This is a genomic window from Microcoleus sp. FACHB-68 (genome assembly GCF_014695715.1).
GTDB lineage: Bacteria > Cyanobacteriota > Cyanobacteriia > Cyanobacteriales > Oscillatoriaceae > FACHB-68.
Genome location: NZ_JACJOT010000006.1, coordinates 161,464 through 186,247, shown reverse-complemented (window position 1 = coordinate 186,247; position 24,784 = coordinate 161,464). Strand labels below are relative to the sequence as shown.

The window sequence follows — 24,784 nt, the reverse complement described above, 5'->3', positions numbered from 1 at the left end:
GTTTTATTGCTGAATTAACGATTCCAGCTTAAGTTTTGTCAGAATTTGCCGGCAGTGTTTCGCCTACTTTTTGGGCTTGTTGCGTTGGAGCCGGCATTTCTGAAGTTGAGCAACTAGGCAAAGTAGATTGCTTGCTTTCAGGCGACTCTGTTGAGGATGGAGGTTTGATAAGTCTCCACAGCTTTTCCACAAGATCGATTAAGACAAAAGTGCCTACAGAGGCTAACGCACCAATAAGAAGACTGATAGAAATAGACTTGGTAATTGGATGGGGAGAAGAGTTCCAAGGAAAGAACTGAATTTTTGTCGGCGGCTCTGCCTCCTTTATATAGTCAGTAATTGCAGTTGCCGTAACTCCAGCCACGCCGATTCCTACACCGATGATGGTAATGCGGTTTTGCAAGTCGCGATCACGCTTTTTTTCTGCTTGCGCTGAAATGCGATCTCTCTCTGCTTGGTTGCGATCACGCTCTTTTTCTGCTTGCGCTGAAATGCGATCGCTTTCTGCTTGGTCGATTTCTACTAAGCCGCGTATACTAGCAATCGCTTGATCTAGTAATTGAGAACCCGGTTTAGCATAGTTTATATCGGCTTGAATTTGCAGTTGAAAGGTTTGGCTTTCTCGTTCAGCAAATCGACTAAAGAAGTCAAGATTATAATTTGTTTGAGTTTGCAGTGGATCGTTTGCTTGATCTTGCAGACGTTTAAGCGTGCGTTGATAATTTCTAGCATGAATATTGAGGGTGTTTAAAGTATCTTCAAGATGACGAAGTTGCAAAGTGTATTCAGGAACAACTTTTAAGATTTCTTTTAGTTGATTTTTTAATACATCCAAATTTAAAGATTCTGGCAATTTAGATTGACTTTCAATTTTTTCTCTAATTAATTGATCAATTTCATCGGCATATTTCCGGCTCTGTTGAAACCCGTTGGTAATTTTATGATAGTATAAAAACAGTTCGGGTAAGTCCCAATATATTTTTTTAAGTTTTTTTGGAGTGGAATCGGTTAAATAAAAAAGGACTAGATAGCGAGTTTGCGAGGTTTTTGGCCGGCTAAATTCTAAAATATAACTATCTAAAAATTTATCAGCTTGATAAAACTCAGGACAAGCACCCAGTAATTGCTTTAATAATTTTTCGGCATCAGTTCTTAATGCTTCGGCGTTAGCTGGTTTTGATTTAGGCAAATAGGCGGTGATGAGTAAAGTTTGTCCTATAAAATGTGGATCTTTTGCCAGCGTTAAGCATTGATTTGGGTTGAATTTGCCAACTTCACTTAAGGGAACGCGATCAAAACCTTCAGCTTGCGGACGAAAAATATTAATTAATAAGGCGTAAGTATCGCTAAGTTTTTGAGGATATGCCAAGAGACGATATAACGGTTTAGGCTGACTTTGATTTTGGCTTTGGTCTAGACTTGAAAGCAAAAAGTATCGTCTTGTACCTTCTTTTTTGCTATTTAGTAAGTCGTAGCTATCTGAGTTTGGAAAATCTTGACGAAGTTCAGGGAATGAATTAGAAAAATCAAACTTTGCACTAAAATTATCTTTTAATAATTTTTCATATTTTTCTTTAAAACTTTCGGGAGGTTCGTTAATTAATTCTGGCGAATCGAAATATGAGCCAGATTGCAGCGTGAAGGCAAACAAGCTAACATTTAAGGCATAATAAATCGTATCCGGCTCATTAGACATTGTGATTAATCTTCTGAACTATTTTGAGAATTGTTGCCTTGATTGTCCTGAATTATTCTTTGGATTTTATCCCGGTTCCGAATAATATCTGCTTCACTATGCGGGGGTGCAGAAGGAATATCTGGATTTGCAGGGTCAACCATATCGCAACGACGTTTTTCCCAATTATTTGTGTTTAGAGCATTCTTGATTTTAGGATGTCTGTTACACCAGATTATAATTTCCTTGGCAATTTTATCCGGTGTATCAGCAGCATTTAAAGCTTGATCGAGTTGAGTCAAATCTTGCCAATCATTCGCATCAAATAGGTCTCTGTTTTCCTTTGCTTCAGTTTCCAACAAAGTGAGGAAATCGAGAATTTTTTTGGGAGAATCAAATAAAGGTTGCATTTTTCTAAGTTGTTACTGTTGAAATTGGGTTAATAGCCAACTACAGACTTGACTTTGAGGAGTGGTGCGAGTTTGACTTAAAGCAGATTCTAGCACAGACAATTTTAACCCGGCTAAGACTTGGGACTCTTTAATGCGATGGCTTCCTTGAGAATCGATGGCAAAGGCTAGAATTTCAGCGGTGTTGACATCAACTATCCAGTATTCTTTGACTTTTAAATCTTCGTAAAGAAGACGTTTTTCGCCTTTGTCGTCAGAAATCGAGCTTCTGGCGATTTCAATCACTAAATCGGGTGGGGGAGAATTTTCTAAATTAATGATACCTGTTCCCCAAATAATTGCTTGGGCATTGTTGCCGATATAGCAGGAGAAATCGGGTTGGGATTCTTGAATTTTTGGGTGGCGATAGGTGCAGTTATCTTTGCCATTTAGGGGAATTCCTTTTAGGCTGGCATACAGGCAAACCGCAAAGATGATAATACTATGGTCGCTGGCGTGTTCGTTAGTTACGGGAGACATTTCAACTCGGAATCTGCCTTTGTAATAATAAGTTTTTGCGGTCGCACAGTCGAGACTATCCGCAGTTTGGAGATAATCAGACCAGGTGGCAGTTACCCAGGTATCTGTGGGGATTTGGGTGGGAGGAATAGTCATTATTTATATACCAATCGCACAAAAAGCAGCCCAGTATTGAGGTTCGGCAAAAGGTTCGAGGTTGGAGAATTTGTCCAGGAGGATTAGTTCAATTTGACCGCATTGATTTTCATCCATTTTTACATCATTTTGCAACCAGATTAAAAAATCTTCCGACTTTACATTTTTTAACCATTTTTGAGCAGATTGGAGGGCAATAGCAACGCTTGGGGTTTCCCCCAATTCTTGATAAAAGCGAATCATCAGAAAAGCGGTAGAGAAATCACTAACCGGCCATAAACTGCTGACAACATTACCGGCACCGGCATAGAGGAAACCACTGGCTAAACCGATATATTCATCGGTGAGAACTCGATTGACTAATCCAGTTTCGCAGGCTGAGAGGCTGACAAGCCGGCAGAATGGTAAATTGAGAGTTGCGAAGATTTCCTTGAGGGTTAGGCATTGAGTCTCAGTGCGAAAACGACGACCATCGCGGAGAGTGAGATACCGGCTTTTATTGTCTTGTGCTTGCCCTTCATTTTGTAAGGGAGGTTGGGGGGGATCTAAAGGGATTTGGGTTAAATCTCCAGCCAAAACTAAAGCTGAATTCAGCGGATCAAGTGCGTTGAAACTACCATGACAAGAGAAATGGGCGTAGTGAGAATCACTTAATTTTTTGAGGGTTTCTTGGGAGTTAAAGGCGGTTTTTGTGGCTTCGCGGCGCTTCAAAATGTGGGCGTGGGGGTTGAACCGGCGCGAAATCTCTTCGACTTCAATTTCAGTGTAGCGCAGGTCTTCCGTCGGATTCTGGATGGCAAATAAGGGGAAAATTTCATCGGTTTGCGGGCGTTTCCGTTGATGCAAACGTTCTAGAAATTGGCTGCTGGGGGCGTATTGAATGCCCTTGGCATAGAGTTCAAGCAAATAGCCGGTTTTGCTTTCCCCGGCTTCTAACTGTCGAGTAGCCGGTAAGGCGTGAAGCGGTAACAAATGTAAATCGCGGTGGGGGATGAGGATCAGTTTTTCAATGGTTGGAGGCAGTTTGGCGAGGATTTCGTTGAGATGGAGAGATTCGGCAAGGTTGGGTAGGATACGGATGAGGGCATCGCCCCAGGTAGATGGGTTGTAGTCACTGAGATAGGTGGCGATGTGGATGTCGAGTTGTTGCCGGCTTTCGGGGGTAAAGGCTAGGTGTTGAATTTGGGTTTGATTGCCCCCTAAATCCCCCAATTCTGGGGGACTTTGAATTGCCGGTTCCTCTGAGGTTGATTTGCCCCCTAAATCCCCCAACTCTGGGGGACTTTGAATTCCGGTTCCGCCCAGAATTGGGGGGTTAGGGGGGCGAATTCCAGGGTTTTGAGGTTGATTAGCAGATGTGTTTACACCGTTGACGTTTGAGATTGATCTGCCCCCTAAATCCCCCAATTGTGGGGGACTTTGAATTCCGGTTCCCCCCAGAATTGGGGGGTTAGGGGGGCGAATTCCAGGGTTTTGAGGTTGATTAGCAGATGTGTTTACGCCGTAGTTGCTAAGGGGGGGGATGGAATCTTCACTCAAAGTGCCCCTTAACAAGGGGGATGTAGGGGGATCTCCGGCGGGGTTGGTAACGATAAAAACATGAAAGCCAGATTCAGGGTTTGGGGGAAGATACCACTCGATCAGGGCGGTTTCGCTGTCGAGGAATTGGGTAAAGTCGGGGAGTTGGGGGGTAACTTTTTGGGTGAGATTGAAGTCGGGATCGTTGATTTCACTCAAGAGTTGAGTGAGTTGCTGTTCCTTGGTTTTTAGTTCGGTTTCGAGGCTGGAAGTCGCTGTTTGAGGAGTTTCTAGGGTGGAAAGACTGCGCTTTTCTGGGGGAATGGTGTCCGTGTTTGGGTTGGTTTCCTCTGGGGGTTCGTTGCGATCCAGTTGTTGTTGCAGGGAGGCAATTTGCCGGCGGAGTTCGCTGAGGCGTTGTTTTTGATCTTCGGAGGCGTTTTTGGGGTAGAGGTTGGCGTTGTCGAGGAGTTCGATGAGGGTGCGAGATTTGCTGCGTTCGATAGTGAGGAGGGCGATGTCGTAGCGTTCCGCATTGATAGCGGCTTGCACCAGTTTCTCGTATATAGGCAAGGCATCTTCGAGGATTTGGCGCTTGCTGCGTTGGGAGGTTGCCCACTCGCGGCTTTGTTCGACGGCAGAAATGGCGTTTTCATAGCCGTAAATGGCGTTTTCCCAGTCTTGGAGTTCAAAGGCAAGGTTGCCGAGGTTGCGTCCTGTTTGGAGACAATCTAGAGGAAAGGCAGAAGGCATCCGAATTTCTAAAGCCGCCGTGAAATATCGGATCGCCACTTCCAGATTGTCAGCCCGCTCTCCCCTGATTCTGTCCCGGTAGGCAGTTGCCAGATTATTTTGCGTCCCTGCCCATTGTTGGGGAAAGGCTTCGCGGGTGTAGACGAATAATGCCGCCGTGTAACATTTAATCGCCGCTTCGAGATTGTCTGCCCTGTCTTCCCTGATTCTGTCAGAGTAGGCATTTGCCAGATTATTTTGCGTCATTGCCCATTTTTCTGGAAAGGCTTCGCGGGTGTAGACGGATAAAGCCGCCGTGTAACATTTGATCGCCGCTTCGAGATTGTCTGCCCTGTCTTCCCTGATTCTGTTACGGTAGGCAATTGCCAGATTATTTTGCGTCATTGCCCATTTTTCTGGAAAGGCTTCGCGGGTGTAGACGAATAAAGCCGCCCTGTAACATTTGATCGCTGCTTCGAGATTGTCTGCCCTGTCTTCCCTGATTCTGTCAGAGTAGGCAGCTGCCAGATTATTTTGCGTCGTTGCCCATTTTTCGGGAAAGGCTTCGCGGGTGTAGACGAATAAAGCCGCCCTGTAACATTTGATCGCTGCTTCCAGATTGTCTGCCCTGTCTTCCCTGATTCTGGAATAGTAGGCAGCCGCCAGATTATTTTGCGTCGTTGCCCAATCTTCGCTTCCCGGTTGCCGATGACTTAAAACGATTTGATAGCCGGCAATCGCAATTTCAATATTATTCGTTATCTTCCCCAGCGGAAAGTCGCTAATATGAATACTTAAATTTTCAATGAGGGCGACAATTGACGCAATTGCTTCTGGATGTTCCGCAATTAAATTCTTAGCTACTTCCTGTAAAATCTTGGCAAAATCGGCATTGAGGAGATGTTGCCGTTGAGCGAGAATGGGGTAAACTCCCGCCATACCGCTATAGCTTTCTTCTGCTTGCAATAATTCTAGGATAAAATTTGTATATTCTTGGGAATTTTCACCCTCAGAATGCTCACCGTTTCCCTGCTCATTCCTCCCTAAGACTTCCCCTAGCTGGCAGGCAAGATTTCGTAAAAAATTAATTATTCCCATTTTTTTATCTTTCCTCTACCAACGTTGCCACTACTGCCTCGCAAACTTACAGAAACTCCGAATCCAGCAATTCTAAGTTAGCCTGTAAAATCTGCGGTTCCTCACCGGCAGGGCAATTCAGCAGCGCGTTAATCAATTGCAGATAAGCTTGGGTGCGGGTTTCATCCATTGGGAGCAACCTTTAGCATTCATATTTGCTAAAACCTAGCACAAATAAAATTTATTTAACAAATTTGTATAATTATTTAATTGTTACCCCAAGCAGTTGATCTCACTTCCTCGCCTCCTCTCGACAAAGACTGCCCCTAAAGAATAAAAACAAGAGAAGAGAAACCCCGCCAGAGTCAAAATAAATGTTAAGCGGGTAATTCGATGCTTGAAAATCGTTAGGATTCTATCTAGCCGTTATTGGAATCGCAGTCAACAATTTGGACTGCGAGTAAACCGCATTGCGGGAATGTACAATGACCAACTAAAAATGGCTAGATAGTCTTAATTCCGCAAAAGGTTTATTGTTTTCCCTAGAGTTGCATCCTTGCTTTTAAGGAATTCCCTAGCCGAATAAAGCCGGCTTTAACGATTCGCTAATAATGCCGGCAAGCAATCTACATCCGCTCCAACCGCTGACGTAACTTGCTGCTCGCCATATCGATCACCGTCACCACCACCAACAGCACCAGCATCATCGTGGTGGCTTTTGTATATTCAAACGCTCGGATATAATTGACCAACTCAAAACCAATGCCGCCGGCACCCACAACCCCCAGCACGGAAGCCGCACGGATGTTGTATTCAAACATATATAATGTATAGCCTAAACCCAGTGGCAGCACTTGCGGCAAAATTCCATATTGAGCGATTTGCAGCCAAGATGCTCCAGCCACCTGCAACGATTCAATCGAGCGCGGCTCAACCGATTCAATCGCCTCTTGATAAAACTTCCCAAGATAACCGATGGTGTAGATGCTCACTGCCAACGTTCCCGCCGGCGCACCTAAGCCCGTTGCCGCGACAAACAGCAACCCCAACACGATAGAGGGAACTGAACGCACGGCATTTTGCAGAAAATTTGCAATCCATTGCAACCAGCGGGGTGCCAAATTGTGAGCGCTGCAAACAGCAAGCGGCAGAGAAAGAATTGCCCCCATCGTGGTTCCCCAAATCGACATCTGGATCGTCTCGATCAGCGCTTTCACGGCAATATCCAGAACATCCAAATTCGGAGGCCACAACCGGGAGATAAAATTAGTGATATGAGGCCAACTGGTCTTCAGTAATTCCAGATTAATTTCAAGACCCTGCAACGCCCAACCATAGACGATAAAAATGCCGGCAACCGTTGCCAGCCGGCTTAGCCAGGGATAGCGTCGCCACCAACTCACCAAATCTTTCATGATTAAAAAATTCTGCTCACCCTTCTTTTTAAATGCTTTGGCGTTTTGGCCGGTTTAAACAATGTTGATTAGCCCCCTACATCCCCCAACATTGGGGGACTTTGATATTCCGGTTCCCCCAGAATTGGGGGGTTAGGGGGCGAATTCCTGCGTTTTGAGGTTTATTAGTCCCCTAAATCCCCCAACCTTGGGGGACTTTGATTATTCCTCCGGTTCCCCCCAGAATTGGGGGGTTAGGGGGGCGAATTCCAGGGGGGAACCTAACTTTTCAGACATCCTCTAACCACCCCATGTTTTATCAAATAGAAACTTGAGTTAATTCCGCAAATCGATCTGATAAATTGCCACAAGGGCCATCATAAACCACACGACCGGCATCTAAAATAATTGCCCGTTCTGCGTAGGCACTCGCCATTCCCAAATCGTGCAAAACCGTTACAACCGTCATTCCTTGCTGCCGGTGTAAATCGGCAAAAATCTCCATCACCTGTTGCGCCGCCTTCACATCCAAGCCGGCAGTTGGTTCATCCGCGAGCAAAATCTGCGGAGATTGCATCAGCGCCCGTGCGATCGCCACCCGCTGTTGCTGTCCCCCACTGAGCCGGTCGGTTTTTTGGTAAGCCAAATCCTTCAGCCCCAGATTAGCCAGCAAATCCAAAGCGTGCCGGCGATCTGCCTTGCTGAACCCCCACAGGGTTTGCCATGCCGGCAGCGTCCCCAGCTTTCCGCACAGCACATTCTCCAAAGCCGATAACTGGCGCACCAGCCCCCCGCCCTGAAAAATCAAACCGACATCCCGCCGAATCCGCCCCAGTGTGCGCGGCGTCAGCACCACGCCATTTATGCGAATCTCGCCGCGTTGCAATGGCAGTAGCCCCACCATCGTCCGCAACAGCGTAGACTTGCCGGCCCCATTCAGCCCCAGCAACGCCACAAATTCCCCCGGCTGGATTGTGCAATCAATGCCATTCAGAATCGGACGATTGAGCGACAGGGCGTAAGGGGTATGCAGTTTTTCACACTCGATAGTCATGGGGAATTGGGCATGGGGAATTGGGCATGGGGGATTGGGCATTGGGGATGGGGCCTGGGGAATTGGGGATGGGGCATGGGGAATTTTTACCCACTCAGCCACTCAGCCACTCACCCCCTCTCCCCCTGTCCTTTACGGGGTTACTCCTGCCCGTTTCATCGCGTCGCGCATCGGTGCGAGGTGAGTTTCGTGATCGACTTTCACTAATTCGGTTGAATTATAAAGCGCGGTGAACATTGGATTGTTTGCCGGCTCGTTCAACTTCATCATTGCATTCACGAGCTTTTCTCTGGTCTCCGCCGGCACATCATCATCTATAACAATCCCGTGTGCCGGTACGCCGGGGATCTCGTGAAGAACCCGCAACTGTTTTGCTTCTTCTTCTGTAATGTAAGGATCTTTAAGGGCGTATTCCGAAACTGCAGCCACATCAGCCTGATCCCGCAATACCGCTTGCAAGGCGCTGCCGTAGCCATCACCATAAGTGACTTCGCTAAAGAAATTCTCTAACCGATCAGGGCCATCCACAAATCCCTGGTTGACTAACTCGCCGGTGGGCATAATAAAGCCCGATCCCGATGTGCGAGAAGCAAACGCCATTTTTTTATCTTTGAGCTGTTCCAGGGTTTCCTTCGCTGTCGCCTTAGACTCTAGGGGGCTATCTTCCCGCACCACCAATACAGAGTTATAGGTATGCCCACCCGAATAATCTTTCCGCACCTCAGCGAGGGCCATACGTGCGCCGGTTAATTCCTGGGCTTTCAGAGCGGGCCGGCTGCTCAAAAACGCCACATCAGCGCGATCAGCGTTCAGCGCTTCAACGGCTGCGGTGTCATCGCCAATCACCGTATCCACCGGCATCCCCACTTCTTTCGAGAGGAACTCTCCGACAGCCTTGGCTTTTTGCTCCAAATCTGTAGATTCTTTGCGGCTGGCGAAAGCAACCGTGAGGCGAGTTAGGGGTTTTGTCGCAGTCTGCTGGACAGTCGTGGTCGTCTGAGTGGTTTTAACAACCGGGGTGCTTTCAGTCGTAGCTGGGGTATTTTGGGCTGACTGTTCTTGCCCACAGCCGATTACACCCGCTAGCACGACCACTGCGATGCCGGCATTCAGTCCCGCCCGTTTACCCGCGATTCTAAAAAGTTCTTTTGTAAAACTTGAGAGTGACATTTTTTGAGAATTAGTTGCAATTATCTTCTACATTAAATTACCAGGTTTTGAATAAAAAAAATCTCTGAACCTTTTATAAAAATCTGAAATCCTCATCTTCAATAGACTTTATACTTACCCCCCTCCCTCGTGAAGATGGCTCTTTCACGAATTTACATTTAATTTATATACACAAATCTCTCAATAAGCCCAAAAAAAGCTTATCATCGCTACCCTTTTGTGCTTTTCAATCTGAGATGATGGGAAAAATTATGCAAATTTAATAATTCAAGCGAGGGCGGATGCCGTAGTGCCGGTAATGCCAATAATCCCGCAAAATTTGATCGTGATCGAAACACAGGTCTGCCGGCACCCGCCAAGACTCAAAAATCCCCAAATCCTTTGCATCATCAGCAGCTTCGGGATTGCCGGTGGCTGTTGCAATAAACACAATACTGAGGGTGTGCTTTCGCGGGTCGCGCTTGGGGTCAGAATATACATGAAACTGTTCTACCAACTGCACCGGCATTCCCGTTTCTTCTTCAGCCTCTCGTGCAGCCGCCGTTTCCACCGACTCGCCCTCATCAACAAAACCACCCGGAATCGCCCAGCCATAGGGGGGATTGCGACGTTCAATGAGTATGATAGGGCGGTGGGGCCGGTCGATAAGCTCAATAATGATATCGACCGTAGGGACAGGATTTTTATAAGTCACAAGCAAAAATTTTTAAGACTCTAGAGTGAGTAACCAGGGCTGAGATAAGTATAAGATTACGGAGGACTCTCCCAATCAGGACTTTGCGCGGATATGCCCCACAGAGCTAGCGGGATTTTGCTACACCCCTCCTCCTTACCCGGACGTTTTGGTATTGGTGACTTAGGCCCAGAAGCTTACCGCTTCGTTGATTTTCTGGCAGAGAGTGGCCAGCAGTTGTGGCAAGTCTTACCCTTGGGTCCCACCGGCTACGGCAATTCCCCCTATATGTCCTATTCTGCACTGGCCGGCAACCCCCTGCTGATCAGCCCAGAACTGCTGCGGGACAATGGCTTGCTTTCCGATCAAGATTTAGCCGGTGTGCCAGAGATGCCGGTTGAAAGAGTCGATTATGACCAAGCCATCGCCGTAAAAATGGAGTTGCTGTGGAAAGCTTGCCAAAATTTCCAACGGCAGCCACAAGATGAATTTGAAGCATTCTGCAACCATCACGCACATTGGCTCGATGACTACGTCATGTTTATGGCCATTAAGCAGATGAATCGCGGAAAAGGTTGGAATGCGTGGAACCCAGCCCTCGCTAACCGTGAACCCGAAGCCCTATCAGCGTGCAAGATGCTGCTAGAGACCGAAATTTCCTTCCGCAAATACCTACAGTTTGAGTTCTTCCGCCAGTGGGCGCTGCTCAAGCGCTACACCAATGATCGCCGCATCCAGATCCTCGGAGATCTCCCGATCTATGTCGCCCACGACAGCGCTGATGTGTGGGCGAACCCCCAAAACTTTTGCTTGAATCCCAAAACCGGCGAAACCACACTCATGGCCGGCGTCCCACCCGACTACTTTAGCGCCACCGGCCAGTTGTGGGGCAATCCGATTTATAACTGGGAAACCCTGAAAGAGAAAAACTATCACTGGTGGGTGCAGCGCTTCCAGGGAATACTGGAATTAGTAGACTGGATTCGCATTGACCATTTTCGGGGCTTTGAAGCCTACTGGGCGGTCAAATCCGGCGAAACCACTGCTTTGCATGGCCAGTGGATGACAGGGCCGGGAGCCGCTTTTTTTGAGTCAATCGAAGAACAATTAGGCCGGCTACCCTTTATTGCCGAGGATCTGGGCGTGATCACCCCAGAAGTTGAAGCGCTGCGGGATCAGTTTAATATGCCAGGAATGAAGATTTTGCATTTTGCCTTTGGTGACGGCTGGGACAACACTTATTTACCCCATAATTACCCACGCAATAGTGTTGCTTACACCGGCACTCACGATAATGACACAACCCTAGGCTGGTTCAATAATCTGTCAAACCGCGAAAAAGAGGAAGTGCGGCGTTATTTAGGTCGCACTGATGATGAAGAAATTCATTGGGATCTAATCCGGGCGGCTATGAATTCTGTTTCTGATTGGGCAATTACACCCCTTCAAGATATTTTGGGAATCGGCAGCGAAGGGCGGATGAATACCCCCGGTAAAGGTGAGGGAAATTGGGAATGGCGATACACAGATGGTGCGTTAACCAATGAACTACGTCATCGCATTCTTTCCCTAAGTGAAGTTTATGGCCGGTTTTATTAAGAGTCGTGAGTTCTGAGTTTTGAGTTCTGAGTTTTGAACGAAGAGAAAGTCTTTGTTCTTTTCGCTATTTTCTTGTTTTTTATCCTTCAGTTTCTAAACTATGCTTTTTCCAAGATCCAGCGGTATTTTGCTCCACCCAACTTCTTTTCCCAGCAGATTTGGAATTGGCGATTTGGGAGAAGAAGCCCATCGTTTTGTTGATTTTTTGGCAGAAGGCCGCCAAACGTTATGGCAAGTTTTGCCGGTGGGTCCCACGGGATATGGCAACTCTCCTTATATGTCTTATTCTGCACTCGCCGGCAATCCACTTTTAATCAGCCCAGATCGGCTGCGGGATGATGGGTTACTAACCGAAGAAGATTTCAGAGATTTGCCTGAATTTCCCGAAGATCGTGTGGATTTTGAGAAAGTTGCTCAAGTCAAAATTCCTTTGCTGCAAAAAGCGTGTGAAAATTTTAAAGCTCACGCTTCTGAAGAGTTGCAACAAGAATTTCGGACATTCTGCGAGAGCAAAGTTTACTGGCTCAATGACTATGCCTTATTCATGGCGATCAAAGAAGCTCACGCCGGCGATGGTTGGCATACTTGGGATGCCGGTATTTCTCAGCGCCACCCGGAAGCCATAGAGTTGTGGGAAAAACAGCTAAGCGATCAGGTATTATTCCACAAATTTACTCAGTTTGTCTTCTTTCGCCAGTGGTCAGCGATCAAGCATTATGCGAATGAGCGGCAAATTCAAATTATTGGGGATATTCCCATTTATGTTGCTCATGACAGTGCAGATGTTTGGGCACACCCGGAAAGTTTTTGCCTTAATCAAGAAACAGGTGAGCCGGCTTTAATGGCCGGTGTTCCACCGGATTATTTTAGTGTCACCGGCCAACTCTGGGGTAACCCGGTTTATAACTGGGAATACCTGCAACAAAACGATTTTGATTGGTGGGTGCAGCGCTTCAAATTCATGCTTGATTATGTGGATATTATTCGCATTGACCACTTCCGAGGGTTTGAATCTTTCTGGGCAGTACCTGAAGGCGAAACTACAGCAGTGAATGGGGAGTGGGTTGACGCGCCGGGAGAAGCTTTCTTTACGGTGCTTAATGATAAATTGGGCAAGCTTCCTGTGATGGCTGAAGATTTGGGAATGATCACACCAGAAGTGAAGGACTTACTAGATAAGTTTGAATTTCCTGGCATGAAAGTTTTGCATTTTGCCTTTGGGGGCGATGCAGACAATCCTTATTTGCCCTTCCAATATCCGCATAACAGCGTGGTTTACACCGGCACCCACGATAATGACACAACCGTTGGCTGGTTCAGCCAAGCGTCTGAACAGGAAAAAGAGTCTTTGTCGCGTTATTTAGGTTGCACCGGCAACGATGGAATTCATTGGGATCTCATCCGTTTAGCCTTGAGTTCTGTCTCTACCCAAGCCATTATTCCTCTGCAAGATATTTTAGGACTAGGCAGCGATGCCCGGATGAATTTTCCCAGCAAAGCAGAAGGAAATTGGGAGTGGCGCTATTGGCACAACGCGTTAACCGACGACTTGCGAGATCGCCTCAAAAGCTTGACAGAAACCTATGGCCGAGTTCCGAAAAAGAGTGACTAGAGGTTAGGGGCTAGGGGAAGAGTGAAGCAGGACTAATCTTCAGTCCTTAATCTCCCTTCTGGCGGACAGGCGAGGATTGTCACTCTGTCTATGTTCAATCCCCCATGCCCCATGCCCCTACCTTTAGGTTGGCGAAGCCTTGACCCATTCCCCTCTTTAAGACTGAGGATTCGCCTTAACCGTTACTTCTTCAACCTTTCCGGGTTCGCCCATTTGCTTGGCTTGCCCGTCATTAACCGCGACTAAAACGCCCCCCGCATTGCCGGCGATTACAACCAGTTGCTGTTTGGCTTCCCAACTGCGCTGCGTTCCTTCCGACAAAACCCCCTCAAACTCAATTTTGCCGTCGGCAACAATTTGTATCCAAGATTCCGCCTTTAAAGTAAGCCCAACTCTGACAGCCTGATTGGAATTTGCGACGTTTTTCAATAAGCTAGCGTTCTCTACCTTTGCCAGTTGGCCGGTTGGCGCTTGGTTTCCCTGAGGCGGCTGGTTCTTTAACTCCTGCTTATTGTCCAAACCGCTCACCTGCACAACAGAACGGTTGATCATATAAGACATCCCGTTAACTGAGCACATAATGAGGAATATGTAAACCAAATACAGATGAATTGGTCTTAATTGAGGCGGGGATAAGTGTATCCAAGAAGAATATTTGAACAATCGCATATTCGTTTCCGTGGGGAAATCACTCGCCAGGGCGGCACCATTCAACCCTAGGGCATCAGCAAACCGGCGGATAAATCCCTGAATGTAAACCGGCTCTGGCAGGTGTTGTAACTTGCCTTCCTCAATGGCGTGCAGCATTCCCGACCGGATCATCGTCCTAGCCGCAACATCTTCTAGGGACAAATCTTGGTTTTCACGGACTTGACGCAGGTGTGATCCCAGCTCTGAAAGCTTTTCTGCGCGTTCTTGCTCGAAATTGCGTATAGGTTTTTTCTTATTCTTCATCATAAGGTGTGCTCCTCAATGTCTGCTGGCACATTAACTGATGTTAGGTTGAGCTGGGTTTGCAAGAACCTTAGCTCAAAATCTTTCAGAGGGCGGTAAGTACCAGGTTTCAACATTGGTTCTCCGGGGGGTTCCAATAAAATGGGTCCTATTGCCGTGCGGTGCAGGTTAACCACTGGATATCCTAACTGTTCTGCGACCCGTCTAATCTGCCGGTTTCTACCCTCTTTAAGAATTACTTCCAAAAGTGTTTGAGAACCAGGATACTTTGCCAGGGCACGGACTTGGGCGGGTAATGTTTTTTTGCCAGACAGGATAACGCCTCTACGCCATGCTTCCAAAACCGATTCGGGGGGATAACCCTGCACCCAGACTTGATAGGTTTTGGGAATGCCGTGACGGGGGTGAGTGAGGCCAAATGTCAGCCCTCCGTCATTAGTCAGCAGCAACGCTCCTGTTGATTCAGCGTCTAAGCGTCCGATGGGATGCAAGCCCTGACCTTTGCGAAGTGATGCCGGCAGTAAGTCCAACACTGTAGACCGCTTCCAGGGGTCGCTACAGGTAGATACTACTCCCTTGGGCTTGTGAAGCAATAGATACACCGACTGAGGACGATAAGCCGGCTTGAGGGGGACTCCATCAACTTCAATTTCATCGCGCTCTGGATTGGCTTTTTGCCCCAGCTGCACCACTTGGCCATTCAGCCGCACTCGCCCTTCTAGAATCATTTTTTCAGCTTGCCGGCGCGAGGCAACTCCCCATTCAGAGAGAATTTTTTGCAGTCGTTCCTCCATGCTCAGACAAATGTGTGAGGTTTTGAATCGTTTAATTGAGCGGTTAATCTGTCGTCAGCACAGACTATGTACAAATATTACAAGACAGGTGGTTCTAGAGGCGTCCCTGTTGTCACGAGGTTTCGCGAACTGTTCCCCAGCGCAAAAACTCTAAGCCAAAGCTCGTGAGCTGTAAAGTGGTGCTTCCACCTTCTGGCTCAGAACTAAGACTGCCGGTATCTACCCTATCAACTGCTCAGCTTTCACACAGACCAGAGCTAGGGATTGAGCGTGAGCGGCTAGCTGAGAAGCCAATCGTTTCTGATGACTGAGCGATCCTCCGCCTCTCCTCGCTCCCACCCTCTTAAGAAAGACGGTTATGCTGTCTACAATATTTTGTACGGAAATAAGACATGAGTGGGTCTTCGTTTAGCTAAATCAGCTAAGTTTCAAACCTTGGGACTTGTCCGGACGTAAATAAAATCCGGGCAAAGCCTCAGTTTTTTCTACCAGTTTACATACTTATTTTTTGAATGATAATTGAATCATACCGGAGAAAGCTCCAGATCGCACATTATTTTAAACAATCTCAATCGCATTAGCAATCGTCTGAGCCAGAAATTATAAGTAAACTTGATAGTCTTTCTAGAAATAGGGATATCTCTGGATTAGATCGGCGATTCAAAAATTTTCAGGAGGGTAAAAAGGTAAGAAGATATACCTTTTCGCCGGCTGCAAACCATTTAAGGCTCAAGCGGGCCTATGCAAACGGCTGGCCTTCCTTTTTAAAAAGAGTGATATGACCCTAACCGGCTGCAAAGCAAAGCGGGACAAAACTAGCCAGACAACCCGACATTTCAGCAGAACCCAGGTGCTCGCAGAGAAAGGAAACAGAAGTTTAATCTGCAGTAATCATTGAGTAAAATGCTCTCATCGTTATTAGCCCAAACTTCGTCTCAATCCTTTGAGGTTAAAACTTGAGTTCAACAAGATTGGGCCGGCACGTTTGAACAGATTTTTTTTAACAATCGTTCGCACATATAGACTTTAATTCCGTACAATCGAAGTTTATCTCTCAGGAGGCCGATCAATCTGTCAATGCACAATCAAGATCCCAATTCACAAGCCTTGACGCAAAAACAGAGCCGGCTGATCGGTAAAGTTCTATCTCCCGCAGTCGGGCTATGGTTGCGCTCACAAGTCGAGCAAGTCGAACATCTACAAGTAAAAATTGAGGGAGGCGACCGGCAAATCCTCTCAGGCTGTATTCCTGGCGTATCCATCACCGCTAAAGGTGCAGTCTATCAAGGATTGCATCTGGGGGAAATTCAGCTCACCGGCACCGGCATTCGCATCAACATCGGCCAAGTCATCAAAGGCAAACCTCTACGCCTTCTAGAACCGATCCCCGTTGCCGGTGAGCTGAAACTGCCTGAAGCCGATCTCAACGCCTCCCTGCAAGCTCCCTTACTGGCTAACGCTTTAATCGAGTTTCTGCTTCCCCTACTACAAACCAACGATCCTGCGCCCCAACCGGCAGCCTATCGCTTGCTAAATTCCCGAATGGCCCTAGATAGTGGCCAACTAACCATTAGCGCCCAGTTAGTGTCTGCTGCCGGCAACCCGACGCCCTTTGTCCTGCGTAGCGGCTTGCAGCTAGCCAGCAGTCATGAATTGCAGTTTGTCCGCACCCACCTGCAGACCTCACAACCATTGCCGGCGGCCAATTTAGATGGCTTCATTCTCGATTTAGGCCCAGAAGTTGATATTCAGGAACTCAGCCTCAGTCCCGGACTCCTCACTTGTCGGGGCCGGATCATGGTGATCCCACTGGAAGAGAGTTAAGGATTAGGGTGAACAGAGAGGGAGAGACTCAGCACTCAGAACTCTCTCACTCTCCCACTCTCTCACTCAGGACTCAGCACTCAGGACTCAGCACTTTCCCTCTAGCTTTGCAACAGCGGCAACAAAAGGGTGACGAAGTAATAAACTAAGGGAGCTGTAAACACATAGCTGTCAGCACGATCTAGGATGCCGCCATGTCCCGGAATCAACTGGCCAGAATCTTTGACACCGGCATCACGCTTCATCATTGACTCGGTTAAGTCGCCCAGCAAACTCGCGATCCCGATCAGCAAGCCCAGCGCCAAACCTGTCCATTCCCAAGCCGGCCACTGTAAATACCACGCCCCACCTAATGCCACCGCCACACTGCCGGCAACTCCAAAGACTGCTCCTTCAACCGTCTTCTTCGGGCTAATTTCAGAAAGGCGAGTCCGTCCAAAAAATTTACCGAAAGTGTAAGCGCCAATATCTGCGGCCCAAATACAAAAGAAGGCCAGCACAGTTACGATCAATCCCTGTGGCATTGTTTGCAGATGCAGGCCGGTTTCTGGCCAGTATCCGCCCATTGGCAGGTTACTACATGAAGCACTGCCTAATGAGCGTAAACGCACCCAATAACTGGGTAAATAACCCCCATAAAACAGCCCTAAAATTGAAGCAGAAATATCAGCAATTGTGGCGAATTTTGGCTGAAACAGCAGATAGAAACAAATAAACGTCCCCGCTACCGGCACGACTGCGTCAGCGAGTGGAGAAGAAATGGTAGAAATTACTAACAAGGCTTGGCTGACGACTAAGGTAGTTTTGCCGGCGGGCGCAATTCCTTTGGCTCTAACCAACTGGAAGTATTCTAACTGGCCTAAATATACAATAATGGCGAAACCGAGGGTGAAGTACCACCCTCCCAGGAGAGTCATCCCCAGAGCAAGGGCGATCGCAACAATTCCACTGAGGATACGAGACCAAGGCATAGGACGCTTTTCTCTTGAAGACAGCAATAATTAATTAAAAATTACAAATTACAAAAAGAAAGTTTTTCTTCCTGTTCTAATTTATAATTTTCCTTTTTTAATTAATTCTCTAGAGGCAGGCTGATTAAATGGCCGGCAGGCACTTTGGTAGCCGGTCGCCAACACAGGTAGAGAGGTTAATTAAAGGTTAATACTATTTTCCTAGGTCGGTGTCTGGAACGCTATAAATTTGATTTATTCGTTCTCAAAGCCTGCCGGATAGAATAACCTTGCTAGGAGTTGGGGAGAAGAGATGGGCTAAGAGGAAAAGTGTAAGCCGGCATGGAGGGATCAATCCAATTTTTCCCCACTAAGGATAAAGATGGGATTGACAGCAGCAAACACCTGATGAGTGCCGCGCGTCTCCAGCCGGTTGACGGCAGACTGGACAATCTCAATATTGCGGACTTGCAGTTCGGAAAAACTTTCTGAGATGGCATATAAACTCTCCAGATTGGCTGCTGTCACCACAACCCGACCTTGCGGCAGCAAATAGCGCCACACTTCTTGCAAAATCGGTTTAATCGGACGTCCTCCCTCAATGCACACGCGGTGAGGTTTTTGTGGCAGGCTTTTGAGACACTCTGGGGCACTGCCTTCAATAATGTCTACATTGCGGACACCAAAGCGCTCACAGTTACGCTGGATTAGGCTAACGACTTCCTCATCCCGTTCGACAGCGATAATTCGACCTTGGGGACAAAGTAAGCCGGTTTCCACGGGGATCGTGCCGGTGCCGGCACCAATATCCCACAACACAGAATCTGGCTTTAACCGCAGATGAGAGATGATCAGCAACCGAACTTCTCGCTTGCTTAAGGGAATTCCAGGCAAGCGCTCGAACAGCTCATCCGGAATGCCAGGGGTGATATAAGGCCAAAGCATAGAAAGTTTTGCGAATTGTTCATTATAAATTGCTAATTGCCAAGCCCGACCGTTAGCCCTTAGCGACAAAGGATAGTCTTTACTCTCGCACAACCTTAAGCGTTTTAAGGTTAGGGTCACTACACCCTGTTATTGTCCCACCATTACGCTGCACCTGTTGCAAGTAGTCCAGGGCTGTTGCGGTAATGGTTTCACCGGCTATTAAAACGGGAATACCCGGAGGATAGGGACAGACACTCTCAGCGCTGATGCGAGTACAAGTTTGCTCCACCGGCAGCGTTTCTGTTGCAGCAAAAAAGGCATCACGAGGAGAGAGTGCTGAGTGCTGAGTGCTGAGTGCTGAGTGCTGAGGTGGAGGAGTGGGGGAGAGTGTGGCTTTATTTTCTGCTGCGTAATCGGGCAAGGTGGTGAAGGCTTGCACTAGGCGTTCGATATCTGCCGCAGTGTTACCCAGGCTGATGATAAAGGTTAGTTGGCGCAGGCTGGGCAACTCGGCAGTGACACCTAGTTGTTGATGGAGAATTTCATCCGCTTGGTAGCCGGTGATCCCCAAACCGGCAACGCTGACTGTCAGGCGTGTAGCATCGAGAGCGACAAAACCGGCTTGAGTGGGTGCCGGTGCTTCTAAAACCGATAGTCCGGAAATTTGGGCAATTCGCGCTCTTGCTTCCTGTGCTAGCTGCAATGTCTGGGTTAAGAGTTGCTTGCCTTCTGTAGCCATTTGTTGCCGCGCTGCATCCAGAGAAGCCAGCAATAAATAGCTAGGGCTGGTGGATTGCACTAATTGCAAGGCTTGAGCCAGCCGGTGCCGGTTAATGCGGTTGCCCTGGACGTGCAGCATGGATGCTTGAGTCATGGCTGCCAGAACTTTGTGAATCGATTGCACGGTTAAGTCGGCACCGGCAGACAGTGCAGAGCTTGGCAAGTCGGGGTGAAAGGCAAAATGTGGGCCGTGGGCTTCGTCTACCAAAAGGGGGATATTGTGCCGGTGCGCCAGCTCTGCAATTGCCGGCAAATCACCACAAACGCCTTGATAAGTTGGGTAAAGCATCATCACCGCTTTGGCATCTGGATGCGCTGCTAAGGCGTCTGCAACGGCTGCCGGTGTGATGCTGTGGGCGAGATCCCAAGCCGGGTCATATTCAGGATTAACAAAGATGGGGATCGCGCCAGAGAGGATCAGTCCTGAAATGGCAGAGCGGTGGGCGTTTCGAGGCAGAATAATTTTGTCGCCGGCCCCACAAGTCGCCAAGATAGATGCAATAATGCCGGCGGTCGAACCATTGACAAGAAACCAAGTTTGTGCAGCACCAAAAGCCGCTGCCGCGAGTTGCTGTGCTTCTGCGATTGCGCCTTCTGGGGCAAATAAATTATCGAGTTCTGGCAGTTCCGGCAAATCCGCTTGAAACACCGGCAACCCCAGAAAGTCTGCTAGTCGCTGGGGTGTTCCCTGTCCCCGTTTGTGTCCCGGTGCGTAGAAGGGAGCGTCAGGCTTGCCGGCACACTTTTGCAGGGCGTCTAAAAGCGGCGTAGTGGCTTGAGAGTCTTTTGGCATGAGGCAAATTATATGTGAAGTCAGTGCTGAGTTTTCAGTGCTGAGTGCTGAGTGCTCAGTTGAGTTATAAAAGACGAACGCTCAGACTTTCCCATTTAGGGCTGGGCATTGGGCATTGGGCATTGGGCAAGGCTTCGCCAACCTAAAGGTATGGGCAAGGCTTCGCCAACCTAAAGGTATGGGCAAGGCTTTGCCAACCTAAAGGTATGGGCATTGGGCATTGGGCATTGGGCAAGGCTTCGCCAACCTAAAGGTATGGGCAAGGCTTTGCCAACCTAAAGGTATGGGCACTCAGGACTCAGGACTCAGGACTCAGGACTCTCCGCTCACATTCGCTATTTAGGAAGATGTACTAACACTCGATTTCCCCCTATTTTGAGAAAGATGAGTTCTTGAAGTCGCTATGATCAATCCCGTTCCTAACCCAATGCCGCAGCCACCTTTCCCCACTCCAGAGCCAACGCCGGTGCCCGATCCAATGCCGGCACCCATTCCGCAGCCGGTGCCAACTCCTATTCCGCAGCCGGTGCCGGCACCCATTCCTCAACCAATTCCCGAACCCATATAAACTGGGTTTAAGTTGCTGATTTTCTAACCCTCAAACACAGATGCTAAGAGCCGGTATTGTCGGACTTCCCAACGTAGGCAAATCTACCTTATTTAATGCTGTAGTGGCCAATGCCAAGGCGCAAGCCGCTAATTTTCCTTTCTGCACAATTGAACCGAATGTAGGCGTTGTGGCGGTGCCAGATGAGCGGTTGCAAATGCTGACTAAACTCTCGTCATCCGAGCAAACGGTGCCAACGCGGATGGAATTTGTGGATATTGCCGGCTTGGTGAAGGGCGCAAGTCAGGGCGAAGGATTGGGCAACCAGTTTTTATCCCACATCCGAGAAGTAAGTGCCATTATTCATGTTGTGCGATGTTTTGATGATGATGACATTATCCACGTTGCCGGCTCTGTAGATCCAGCGCGAGATATTGACGTGATTAATCTAGAGCTTGCTTTGGCGGATCTCGCGCAGGTTGATCGACGCATTGATCGCACTCGCAAGCAAGCTCGTACCAATAAAGAAGCGCAGATAGAATTAGGGGCGCTGGAAAAGTTAAGCGCTGCCCTGAATGAAGGCAAGCCGGCTCGTCAGGTGACTTTAAATGAAGAGGAAGCCGAGTTGGTGCAGCCACTCAATTTACTGACGAGCAAGCCGGTGATTTATGCGGCAAATGTATCGGAAGATGACTTAGCAACGGGCAATGAATGGGTGGAAAAAGTGCGAGCGATCGCAACAGAAGATAACGCCCAAGTTGTCGTTGTTTCCGCCCAAGTTGAGTCAGAATTGGTAGAATTACCAGAAGAAGAACGCGCTGATTTTCTGCAATCTCTAGGTGTTCAAGAAGGTGGGTTAAAATCCCTGATCCGGGCGACTTATCAACTGTTAGGTTTACGAACTTTCCTGACAACCGGCCCGAAAGAAACTCGCGCTTGGACGATTACCGCAGGAATGCTAGCACCTCAAGCGGCGGGCGTGATTCACTCGGATTTTGAGCGAGGGTTTATTCGGGCAGAAACGGTTGCTTATAATGATTTAGTAACCACCGGCTCAATGACTGCTGCGAAAGAAAAAGGCTTAGTTCGCAGTGAAGGGAAAGAGTATGTGGTGCAGGAAGGGGATGTGATGTTATTCCGGTTCAATGTATAGAAACACTAAACTCAAATTAGACTTGGGAGGTTAGGGTGGAAAACAAAGTAGACTGCGCTGTAGCTTGCGTGAATGGCTGCATTCTAGGGGATAAATGCCCTAATAAAGAATATGCAGCAGCCACATCAGATTTTATCAGCAGCACTTCGCTGGATAAAATGCTAGAGATTGCTGAAGCAGCGCGAATGAAAAAAATGTCGGCACCCCCACAATGGGTTTATCCCGATTTTCCTGAATAGGAGCGGGGTAGTTAAGAAAAGATGAAATAATCTATCTTCAGATAGATGTCATAAAATTGCTGACGCTTTCTTGATTTTTATTTAAGAAAGCGTCTTTTGTTTTGGATCTTTGCACAATGCTTTTTCGGGTGTGATTTATCAGCATTTGAGCTAAAATAGCACACCATCTGTCTAGCCTTCGATAGGGAAAGTTTCTGCCGGTTGACCCCGATCTAGGGTAATATGGAAAGCTATCTGCCGGCTCGCCTGATGTAGGGTGATATGCGTGAACTTTCTAGTCCAAAAAGCAGTTAGATGGCATGAAATACTTCTAATGAGTATCAAACAGACTTTGTTTTAGTAAGCTTTTAATAATTGATTGAGAAGACTACCTAGAATGAAAAAAATTGCAATAACTGAAGACAGCTCAAGGAAAATAGCCAGCAAAGACAAAAATGCTTATGTTGCAAAGGGTATTGATCCACATCAAGCAACGCAAGTTGCTCCGTCTACATTACTGCAACCCTTCTCTAAGGAAATAGAAAGCTGCATTCTCTCTAAACATCTATCGGTTGAAAAAACTCTGAAATCACAGCTCGGTGAGCCGTTTTACTCGGATGCAGGTTTTATCCTTTATCAAGGAAACTCAACTGAGTTTTTGGACAAGTTATCTTCTACAAACCTACATATCGATCTCACAATTACGTCACCACCGTACAACATTGGGAAAGAATATGAACACCCAATGTCTGTGGATGAATATGTAAGTTGGTGTTCTGGTTGGATGCACCAGATACACAAGGTTACTAAGGCGACTGGCGCGTTCTGGTTAAATATTGGTTATTTACAAGTACCTGATAAAGGTCTCTGTGTACCTATTCCATATCTTCTTTGGGACAAGTCCCCTTTTTATTTGTTGCAAGAAGTAGTCTGGAAATATGGAGCTGGTGTTTCAACAAAGTACCGTTTGAGTCCCCGCAATGAAAAATGGCTCTTTTACATCAAAAATTTCCAAAAATATACATTTAATTTAGATAACATACGTGATGCAAATGTAAAGTACCCTAATCAGAAGAAAGATGGGAAATACCGCTGTAATCCTTTAGGGAAAAACCCTTCAGATGTTTGGGAGTGTCCGAAGGTTACTACAGGCAAGAAACGTAGTTCAAAGGAGAGAACCGGACATCCCGCTCAATTTCCATTGGGAGTTGTTGAGAGAATTATACAAGCCTCATCTAACCAGGTTGAGATAGTTCTTGATCCCTTCGCAGGTTCTTGCTCAACAGGAATAGCTGCTTTTGGATTAGGTCGTCTTTTTATAGGCTTTGAGATTAGACAAGATTACTGTGATATGGCAGTTCAAAGATTTAAGGCATTTCAGAAAGAAAGACGTACTGCATATAGTCAAGCTTTATTACTCTAAATTTTTCTGTATAGCTGGAGAAGTTTATAATTTTCTACATCTGATGAAAGGCGTGATTGCTGTCCTGTCGCAGCTTTTTGTCCAATCCAATCATTGGAATCAATCCAACCGAACCGAATAAGTCGAATGCTTGAATTCCTAGTATCAGAAAATTTCTCAAAGTTAACTGCGAGATAGTATCCAGACTTACCTTTTTTACCTTTACTAGCGCCTTGTGCGTAGCTCCTATTGCCATATATATGCTTGGGATCAGATGATGTTTTCACTTCGATTGAAAAAGAATCATCTGGTATATACACAAGGTCCTTATCTGATGAACTGGTATCTCCTCGCCAATTATTTGGATGTTTTGCCGCTAGTTCCAAAGGTATTAATTCATGAAGTAGAAAGCCCATAATTTGGGGTTTTGGAAAAATATCTTTACCAATGCGAAAACCCTTGGTTCCTAACCTTGAATCAAGAATTGATTCCCAGGAAGCTAAAACTGCATCAACAATTTCTTCAGCAGACAGTGGATGTCTCTCAACAATCTCTTGAGTAACTCGCAGCCATTCACTAACTGACAAGCCTGAATAAGGAGAATTCATTAAAAGATTCCTTCCAAAAGCTCTGCGGGTTTTATGTTGAGGGCACGAGCTAGTACAACAATATTAAGGAGGCTAACGTTTCGTTCACCGCGTTCTACAGCACCTACATAAGTCCTGTGCAAACCACAAACTTCAGCAAGCTTCTCTTGAGACATTCCTGCCTGTTTGCGAAAGTTGCGTATATGGCCACCAAAAATTTGTCTTGGATCTTCACTCATAGGAAGAAAATCTTACAAATGATGACAATAAGTCTACAGACTATAAGT

The 24,784-nt window shown here is 47.1% G+C and carries 23 protein-coding genes; 7 read left to right on the top strand and 16 right to left on the bottom strand.

The genetic code is table 11. The annotated features are described in order from the left end of the window. Positions 1-28: 28 nt before the first annotated feature. From H6F73_RS05415 to H6F73_RS05370, 9 genes are all read right to left on the bottom strand, one after another. The gene (locus tag H6F73_RS05415) at positions 29-1,651 is read right to left on the bottom strand and encodes a hypothetical protein (RefSeq protein WP_190757781.1); all 1,623 of its coding nucleotides are present in this window, start codon (positions 1,649-1,651) and stop codon (positions 29-31) included. A gap of 50 nt (positions 1,652-1,701) precedes the next feature. Next, a complete protein-coding gene (locus H6F73_RS05410; RefSeq protein WP_190757780.1) occupies positions 1,702-2,085 on the bottom strand; it encodes a hypothetical protein in 384 nt (127 codons plus the stop codon). Positions 2,086-2,097: 12 nt separating this feature from the next. Further along, a complete protein-coding gene (locus H6F73_RS05405) occupies positions 2,098-2,739 on the bottom strand; it encodes a Uma2 family endonuclease (protein WP_190757779.1) in 642 nt (213 codons plus the stop codon). Between the two features lie 3 nt (positions 2,740-2,742). Then, on the bottom strand, positions 2,743-6,087 hold the full coding sequence (locus H6F73_RS26360; protein WP_242072341.1) for a CHAT domain-containing protein: 3,345 nt from the start codon (positions 6,085-6,087) through the stop codon (positions 2,743-2,745). 46 nt (positions 6,088-6,133) lie between these two features. Next, positions 6,134-6,256 (bottom strand): hypothetical protein, encoded by a 123-nt coding sequence (locus H6F73_RS26885; RefSeq protein WP_277882582.1) that lies wholly within the window; start codon positions 6,254-6,256, stop codon positions 6,134-6,136. Between the two features lie 436 nt (positions 6,257-6,692). After that, positions 6,693-7,481: a phosphonate ABC transporter, permease protein PhnE gene (gene phnE, locus H6F73_RS05385; protein WP_190757778.1), complete on the bottom strand. Its 789-nt coding sequence runs from the start codon at positions 7,479-7,481 to the stop codon at positions 6,693-6,695. Between the two features lie 298 nt (positions 7,482-7,779). Beyond that, positions 7,780-8,616 (bottom strand): phosphonate ABC transporter ATP-binding protein, encoded by an 837-nt coding sequence (locus H6F73_RS05380; protein ID WP_347239475.1) that lies wholly within the window; start codon positions 8,614-8,616, stop codon positions 7,780-7,782. A gap of 30 nt (positions 8,617-8,646) precedes the next feature. Then, positions 8,647-9,684 carry a phosphate/phosphite/phosphonate ABC transporter substrate-binding protein gene (locus H6F73_RS05375; protein ID WP_190757777.1) on the bottom strand — a complete coding sequence of 346 codons (1,038 nt, stop codon included), beginning with the start codon at positions 9,682-9,684 and terminating at the stop codon, positions 8,647-8,649. A gap of 259 nt (positions 9,685-9,943) precedes the next feature. Then, the gene (locus H6F73_RS05370; RefSeq protein WP_190757776.1) at positions 9,944-10,378 is read right to left on the bottom strand and encodes an NUDIX domain-containing protein; all 435 of its coding nucleotides are present in this window, start codon (positions 10,376-10,378) and stop codon (positions 9,944-9,946) included. A 93-nt stretch (positions 10,379-10,471) separates the two neighbouring features. Between H6F73_RS05370 and malQ (H6F73_RS05365) the strand changes: the two genes are divergently transcribed. Further along, positions 10,472-11,956, top strand: a complete 1,485-nt coding sequence (gene malQ / locus H6F73_RS05365; protein WP_190757775.1) for a 4-alpha-glucanotransferase — start codon at positions 10,472-10,474, stop codon at positions 11,954-11,956. Between the two features lie 100 nt (positions 11,957-12,056). Then, complete coding sequence (gene malQ, locus H6F73_RS05360) at positions 12,057-13,568, top strand: 4-alpha-glucanotransferase (RefSeq protein WP_190757774.1); 1,512 nt, start codon at positions 12,057-12,059, stop codon at positions 13,566-13,568. A 156-nt stretch (positions 13,569-13,724) separates the two neighbouring features. On the opposite strand, the gene H6F73_RS05355 is transcribed toward malQ (H6F73_RS05360), so the two are convergent. Further along, positions 13,725-14,525: a RodZ domain-containing protein gene (locus tag H6F73_RS05355; protein WP_190757773.1), complete on the bottom strand. Its 801-nt coding sequence runs from the start codon at positions 14,523-14,525 to the stop codon at positions 13,725-13,727. Then, positions 14,522-15,316: a pseudouridine synthase gene (locus tag H6F73_RS05350; protein ID WP_190757772.1), complete on the bottom strand. Its 795-nt coding sequence runs from the start codon at positions 15,314-15,316 to the stop codon at positions 14,522-14,524. The genes H6F73_RS05355 and H6F73_RS05350 overlap by 4 nt, the downstream gene beginning before the upstream one ends. Positions 15,317-16,393: 1,077 nt before the next feature. On the opposite strand from H6F73_RS05350, the gene H6F73_RS05345 reads away from it, so the two are divergent. Then, the gene (locus H6F73_RS05345) at positions 16,394-17,140 is read left to right on the top strand and encodes a DUF2993 domain-containing protein (RefSeq protein WP_190757771.1); all 747 of its coding nucleotides are present in this window, start codon (positions 16,394-16,396) and stop codon (positions 17,138-17,140) included. 101 nt (positions 17,141-17,241) lie between these two features. On the opposite strand, the gene H6F73_RS05340 is transcribed toward H6F73_RS05345, so the two are convergent. The 3 genes from H6F73_RS05340 to H6F73_RS05330 all read right to left on the bottom strand — a co-directional run bounded on the left by H6F73_RS05340 (position 17,242) and on the right by H6F73_RS05330 (position 20,590). Further along, positions 17,242-18,111 (bottom strand): phosphatidate cytidylyltransferase, encoded by an 870-nt coding sequence (locus H6F73_RS05340; RefSeq protein WP_190757770.1) that lies wholly within the window; start codon positions 18,109-18,111, stop codon positions 17,242-17,244. Positions 18,112-18,441: 330 nt separating this feature from the next. Further along, complete coding sequence (gene cbiT, locus H6F73_RS05335) at positions 18,442-19,035, bottom strand: precorrin-6Y C5,15-methyltransferase subunit CbiT (protein ID WP_147689069.1); 594 nt, start codon at positions 19,033-19,035, stop codon at positions 18,442-18,444. Between the two features lie 79 nt (positions 19,036-19,114). Then, positions 19,115-20,590: an aminotransferase class I/II-fold pyridoxal phosphate-dependent enzyme gene (locus tag H6F73_RS05330; RefSeq protein WP_190757769.1), complete on the bottom strand. Its 1,476-nt coding sequence runs from the start codon at positions 20,588-20,590 to the stop codon at positions 19,115-19,117. 403 nt (positions 20,591-20,993) lie between these two features. On the opposite strand from H6F73_RS05330, the gene H6F73_RS05325 reads away from it, so the two are divergent. From H6F73_RS05325 to H6F73_RS05310, 4 genes are all read left to right on the top strand, one after another. Continuing rightward, positions 20,994-21,158 (top strand): hypothetical protein, encoded by a 165-nt coding sequence (locus tag H6F73_RS05325; RefSeq protein WP_190757768.1) that lies wholly within the window; start codon positions 20,994-20,996, stop codon positions 21,156-21,158. A gap of 40 nt (positions 21,159-21,198) precedes the next feature. Further along, the gene (gene ychF, locus H6F73_RS05320; RefSeq protein WP_190757767.1) at positions 21,199-22,290 is read left to right on the top strand and encodes a redox-regulated ATPase YchF; all 1,092 of its coding nucleotides are present in this window, start codon (positions 21,199-21,201) and stop codon (positions 22,288-22,290) included. Positions 22,291-22,325: 35 nt separating this feature from the next. Further along, entirely contained in the window at positions 22,326-22,529 is a 204-nt protein-coding gene (locus H6F73_RS05315; protein WP_190757766.1) for a hypothetical protein, read from the top strand. A gap of 376 nt (positions 22,530-22,905) precedes the next feature. Continuing rightward, positions 22,906-23,931 carry a site-specific DNA-methyltransferase gene (locus tag H6F73_RS05310; RefSeq protein ID WP_190757765.1) on the top strand — a complete coding sequence of 342 codons (1,026 nt, stop codon included), beginning with the start codon at positions 22,906-22,908 and terminating at the stop codon, positions 23,929-23,931. On the opposite strand, the gene H6F73_RS05305 is transcribed toward H6F73_RS05310, so the two are convergent. Further along, positions 23,928-24,518 carry a ScaI family restriction endonuclease gene (locus H6F73_RS05305; protein ID WP_190757764.1) on the bottom strand — a complete coding sequence of 197 codons (591 nt, stop codon included), beginning with the start codon at positions 24,516-24,518 and terminating at the stop codon, positions 23,928-23,930. The two genes, H6F73_RS05310 and H6F73_RS05305, sit on opposite strands and share 4 nt — an antisense overlap. Continuing rightward, the gene (locus H6F73_RS05300) at positions 24,518-24,736 is read right to left on the bottom strand and encodes a helix-turn-helix transcriptional regulator (protein ID WP_190757763.1); all 219 of its coding nucleotides are present in this window, start codon (positions 24,734-24,736) and stop codon (positions 24,518-24,520) included. Before H6F73_RS05300 ends, H6F73_RS05305 begins: the two co-directional genes overlap by 1 nt. Positions 24,737-24,784: the final 48 nt, after the last annotated feature.

Excerpts from the sequence above, each read along its gene's own strand:
- H6F73_RS05375 (WP_190757777.1), bottom strand. The coding sequence starts at position 9,684 with ATGTCACTCTCAAGTTTTACAAAAGAACTTTTTAGAATCGCGGGTAAA.
- H6F73_RS05410 (WP_190757780.1), bottom strand. The coding sequence starts at position 2,085 with ATGCAACCTTTATTTGATTCTCCCAAAAAAATTCTCGATTTCCTCACT.
- H6F73_RS05305 (WP_190757764.1), bottom strand. The coding sequence starts at position 24,518 with ATGAATTCTCCTTATTCAGGCTTGTCAGTTAGTGAATGGCTGCGAGTT.
- phnE (WP_190757778.1), bottom strand. The coding sequence starts at position 7,481 with ATGAAAGATTTGGTGAGTTGGTGGCGACGCTATCCCTGGCTAAGCCGG.
- H6F73_RS05325 (WP_190757768.1), top strand. The coding sequence starts at position 20,994 with ATGATCAATCCCGTTCCTAACCCAATGCCGCAGCCACCTTTCCCCACT.
- H6F73_RS05300 (WP_190757763.1), bottom strand. The coding sequence starts at position 24,736 with ATGAGTGAAGATCCAAGACAAATTTTTGGTGGCCATATACGCAACTTT.
- cbiT (WP_147689069.1), bottom strand. The coding sequence starts at position 19,035 with ATGCTTTGGCCTTATATCACCCCTGGCATTCCGGATGAGCTGTTCGAG.
- ychF (WP_190757767.1), top strand. The coding sequence starts at position 21,199 with ATGCTAAGAGCCGGTATTGTCGGACTTCCCAACGTAGGCAAATCTACC.
- H6F73_RS05350 (WP_190757772.1), bottom strand. The coding sequence starts at position 15,316 with ATGGAGGAACGACTGCAAAAAATTCTCTCTGAATGGGGAGTTGCCTCG.
- H6F73_RS05310 (WP_190757765.1), top strand. The coding sequence starts at position 22,906 with ATGAAAAAAATTGCAATAACTGAAGACAGCTCAAGGAAAATAGCCAGC.
- malQ (WP_190757774.1), top strand. The coding sequence starts at position 12,057 with ATGCTTTTTCCAAGATCCAGCGGTATTTTGCTCCACCCAACTTCTTTT.
- H6F73_RS05405 (WP_190757779.1), bottom strand. The coding sequence starts at position 2,739 with ATGACTATTCCTCCCACCCAAATCCCCACAGATACCTGGGTAACTGCC.
- H6F73_RS05330 (WP_190757769.1), bottom strand. The coding sequence starts at position 20,590 with ATGCCAAAAGACTCTCAAGCCACTACGCCGCTTTTAGACGCCCTGCAA.
- malQ (WP_190757775.1), top strand. The coding sequence starts at position 10,472 with ATGCCCCACAGAGCTAGCGGGATTTTGCTACACCCCTCCTCCTTACCC.
- H6F73_RS26360 (WP_242072341.1), bottom strand. The coding sequence starts at position 6,087 with ATGGGAATAATTAATTTTTTACGAAATCTTGCCTGCCAGCTAGGGGAA.
- H6F73_RS05345 (WP_190757771.1), top strand. The coding sequence starts at position 16,394 with ATGCACAATCAAGATCCCAATTCACAAGCCTTGACGCAAAAACAGAGC.
- H6F73_RS05355 (WP_190757773.1), bottom strand. The coding sequence starts at position 14,525 with ATGATGAAGAATAAGAAAAAACCTATACGCAATTTCGAGCAAGAACGC.
- H6F73_RS05340 (WP_190757770.1), bottom strand. The coding sequence starts at position 18,111 with ATGCCTTGGTCTCGTATCCTCAGTGGAATTGTTGCGATCGCCCTTGCT.
- H6F73_RS26885 (WP_277882582.1), bottom strand. The coding sequence starts at position 6,256 with ATGGATGAAACCCGCACCCAAGCTTATCTGCAATTGATTAACGCGCTG.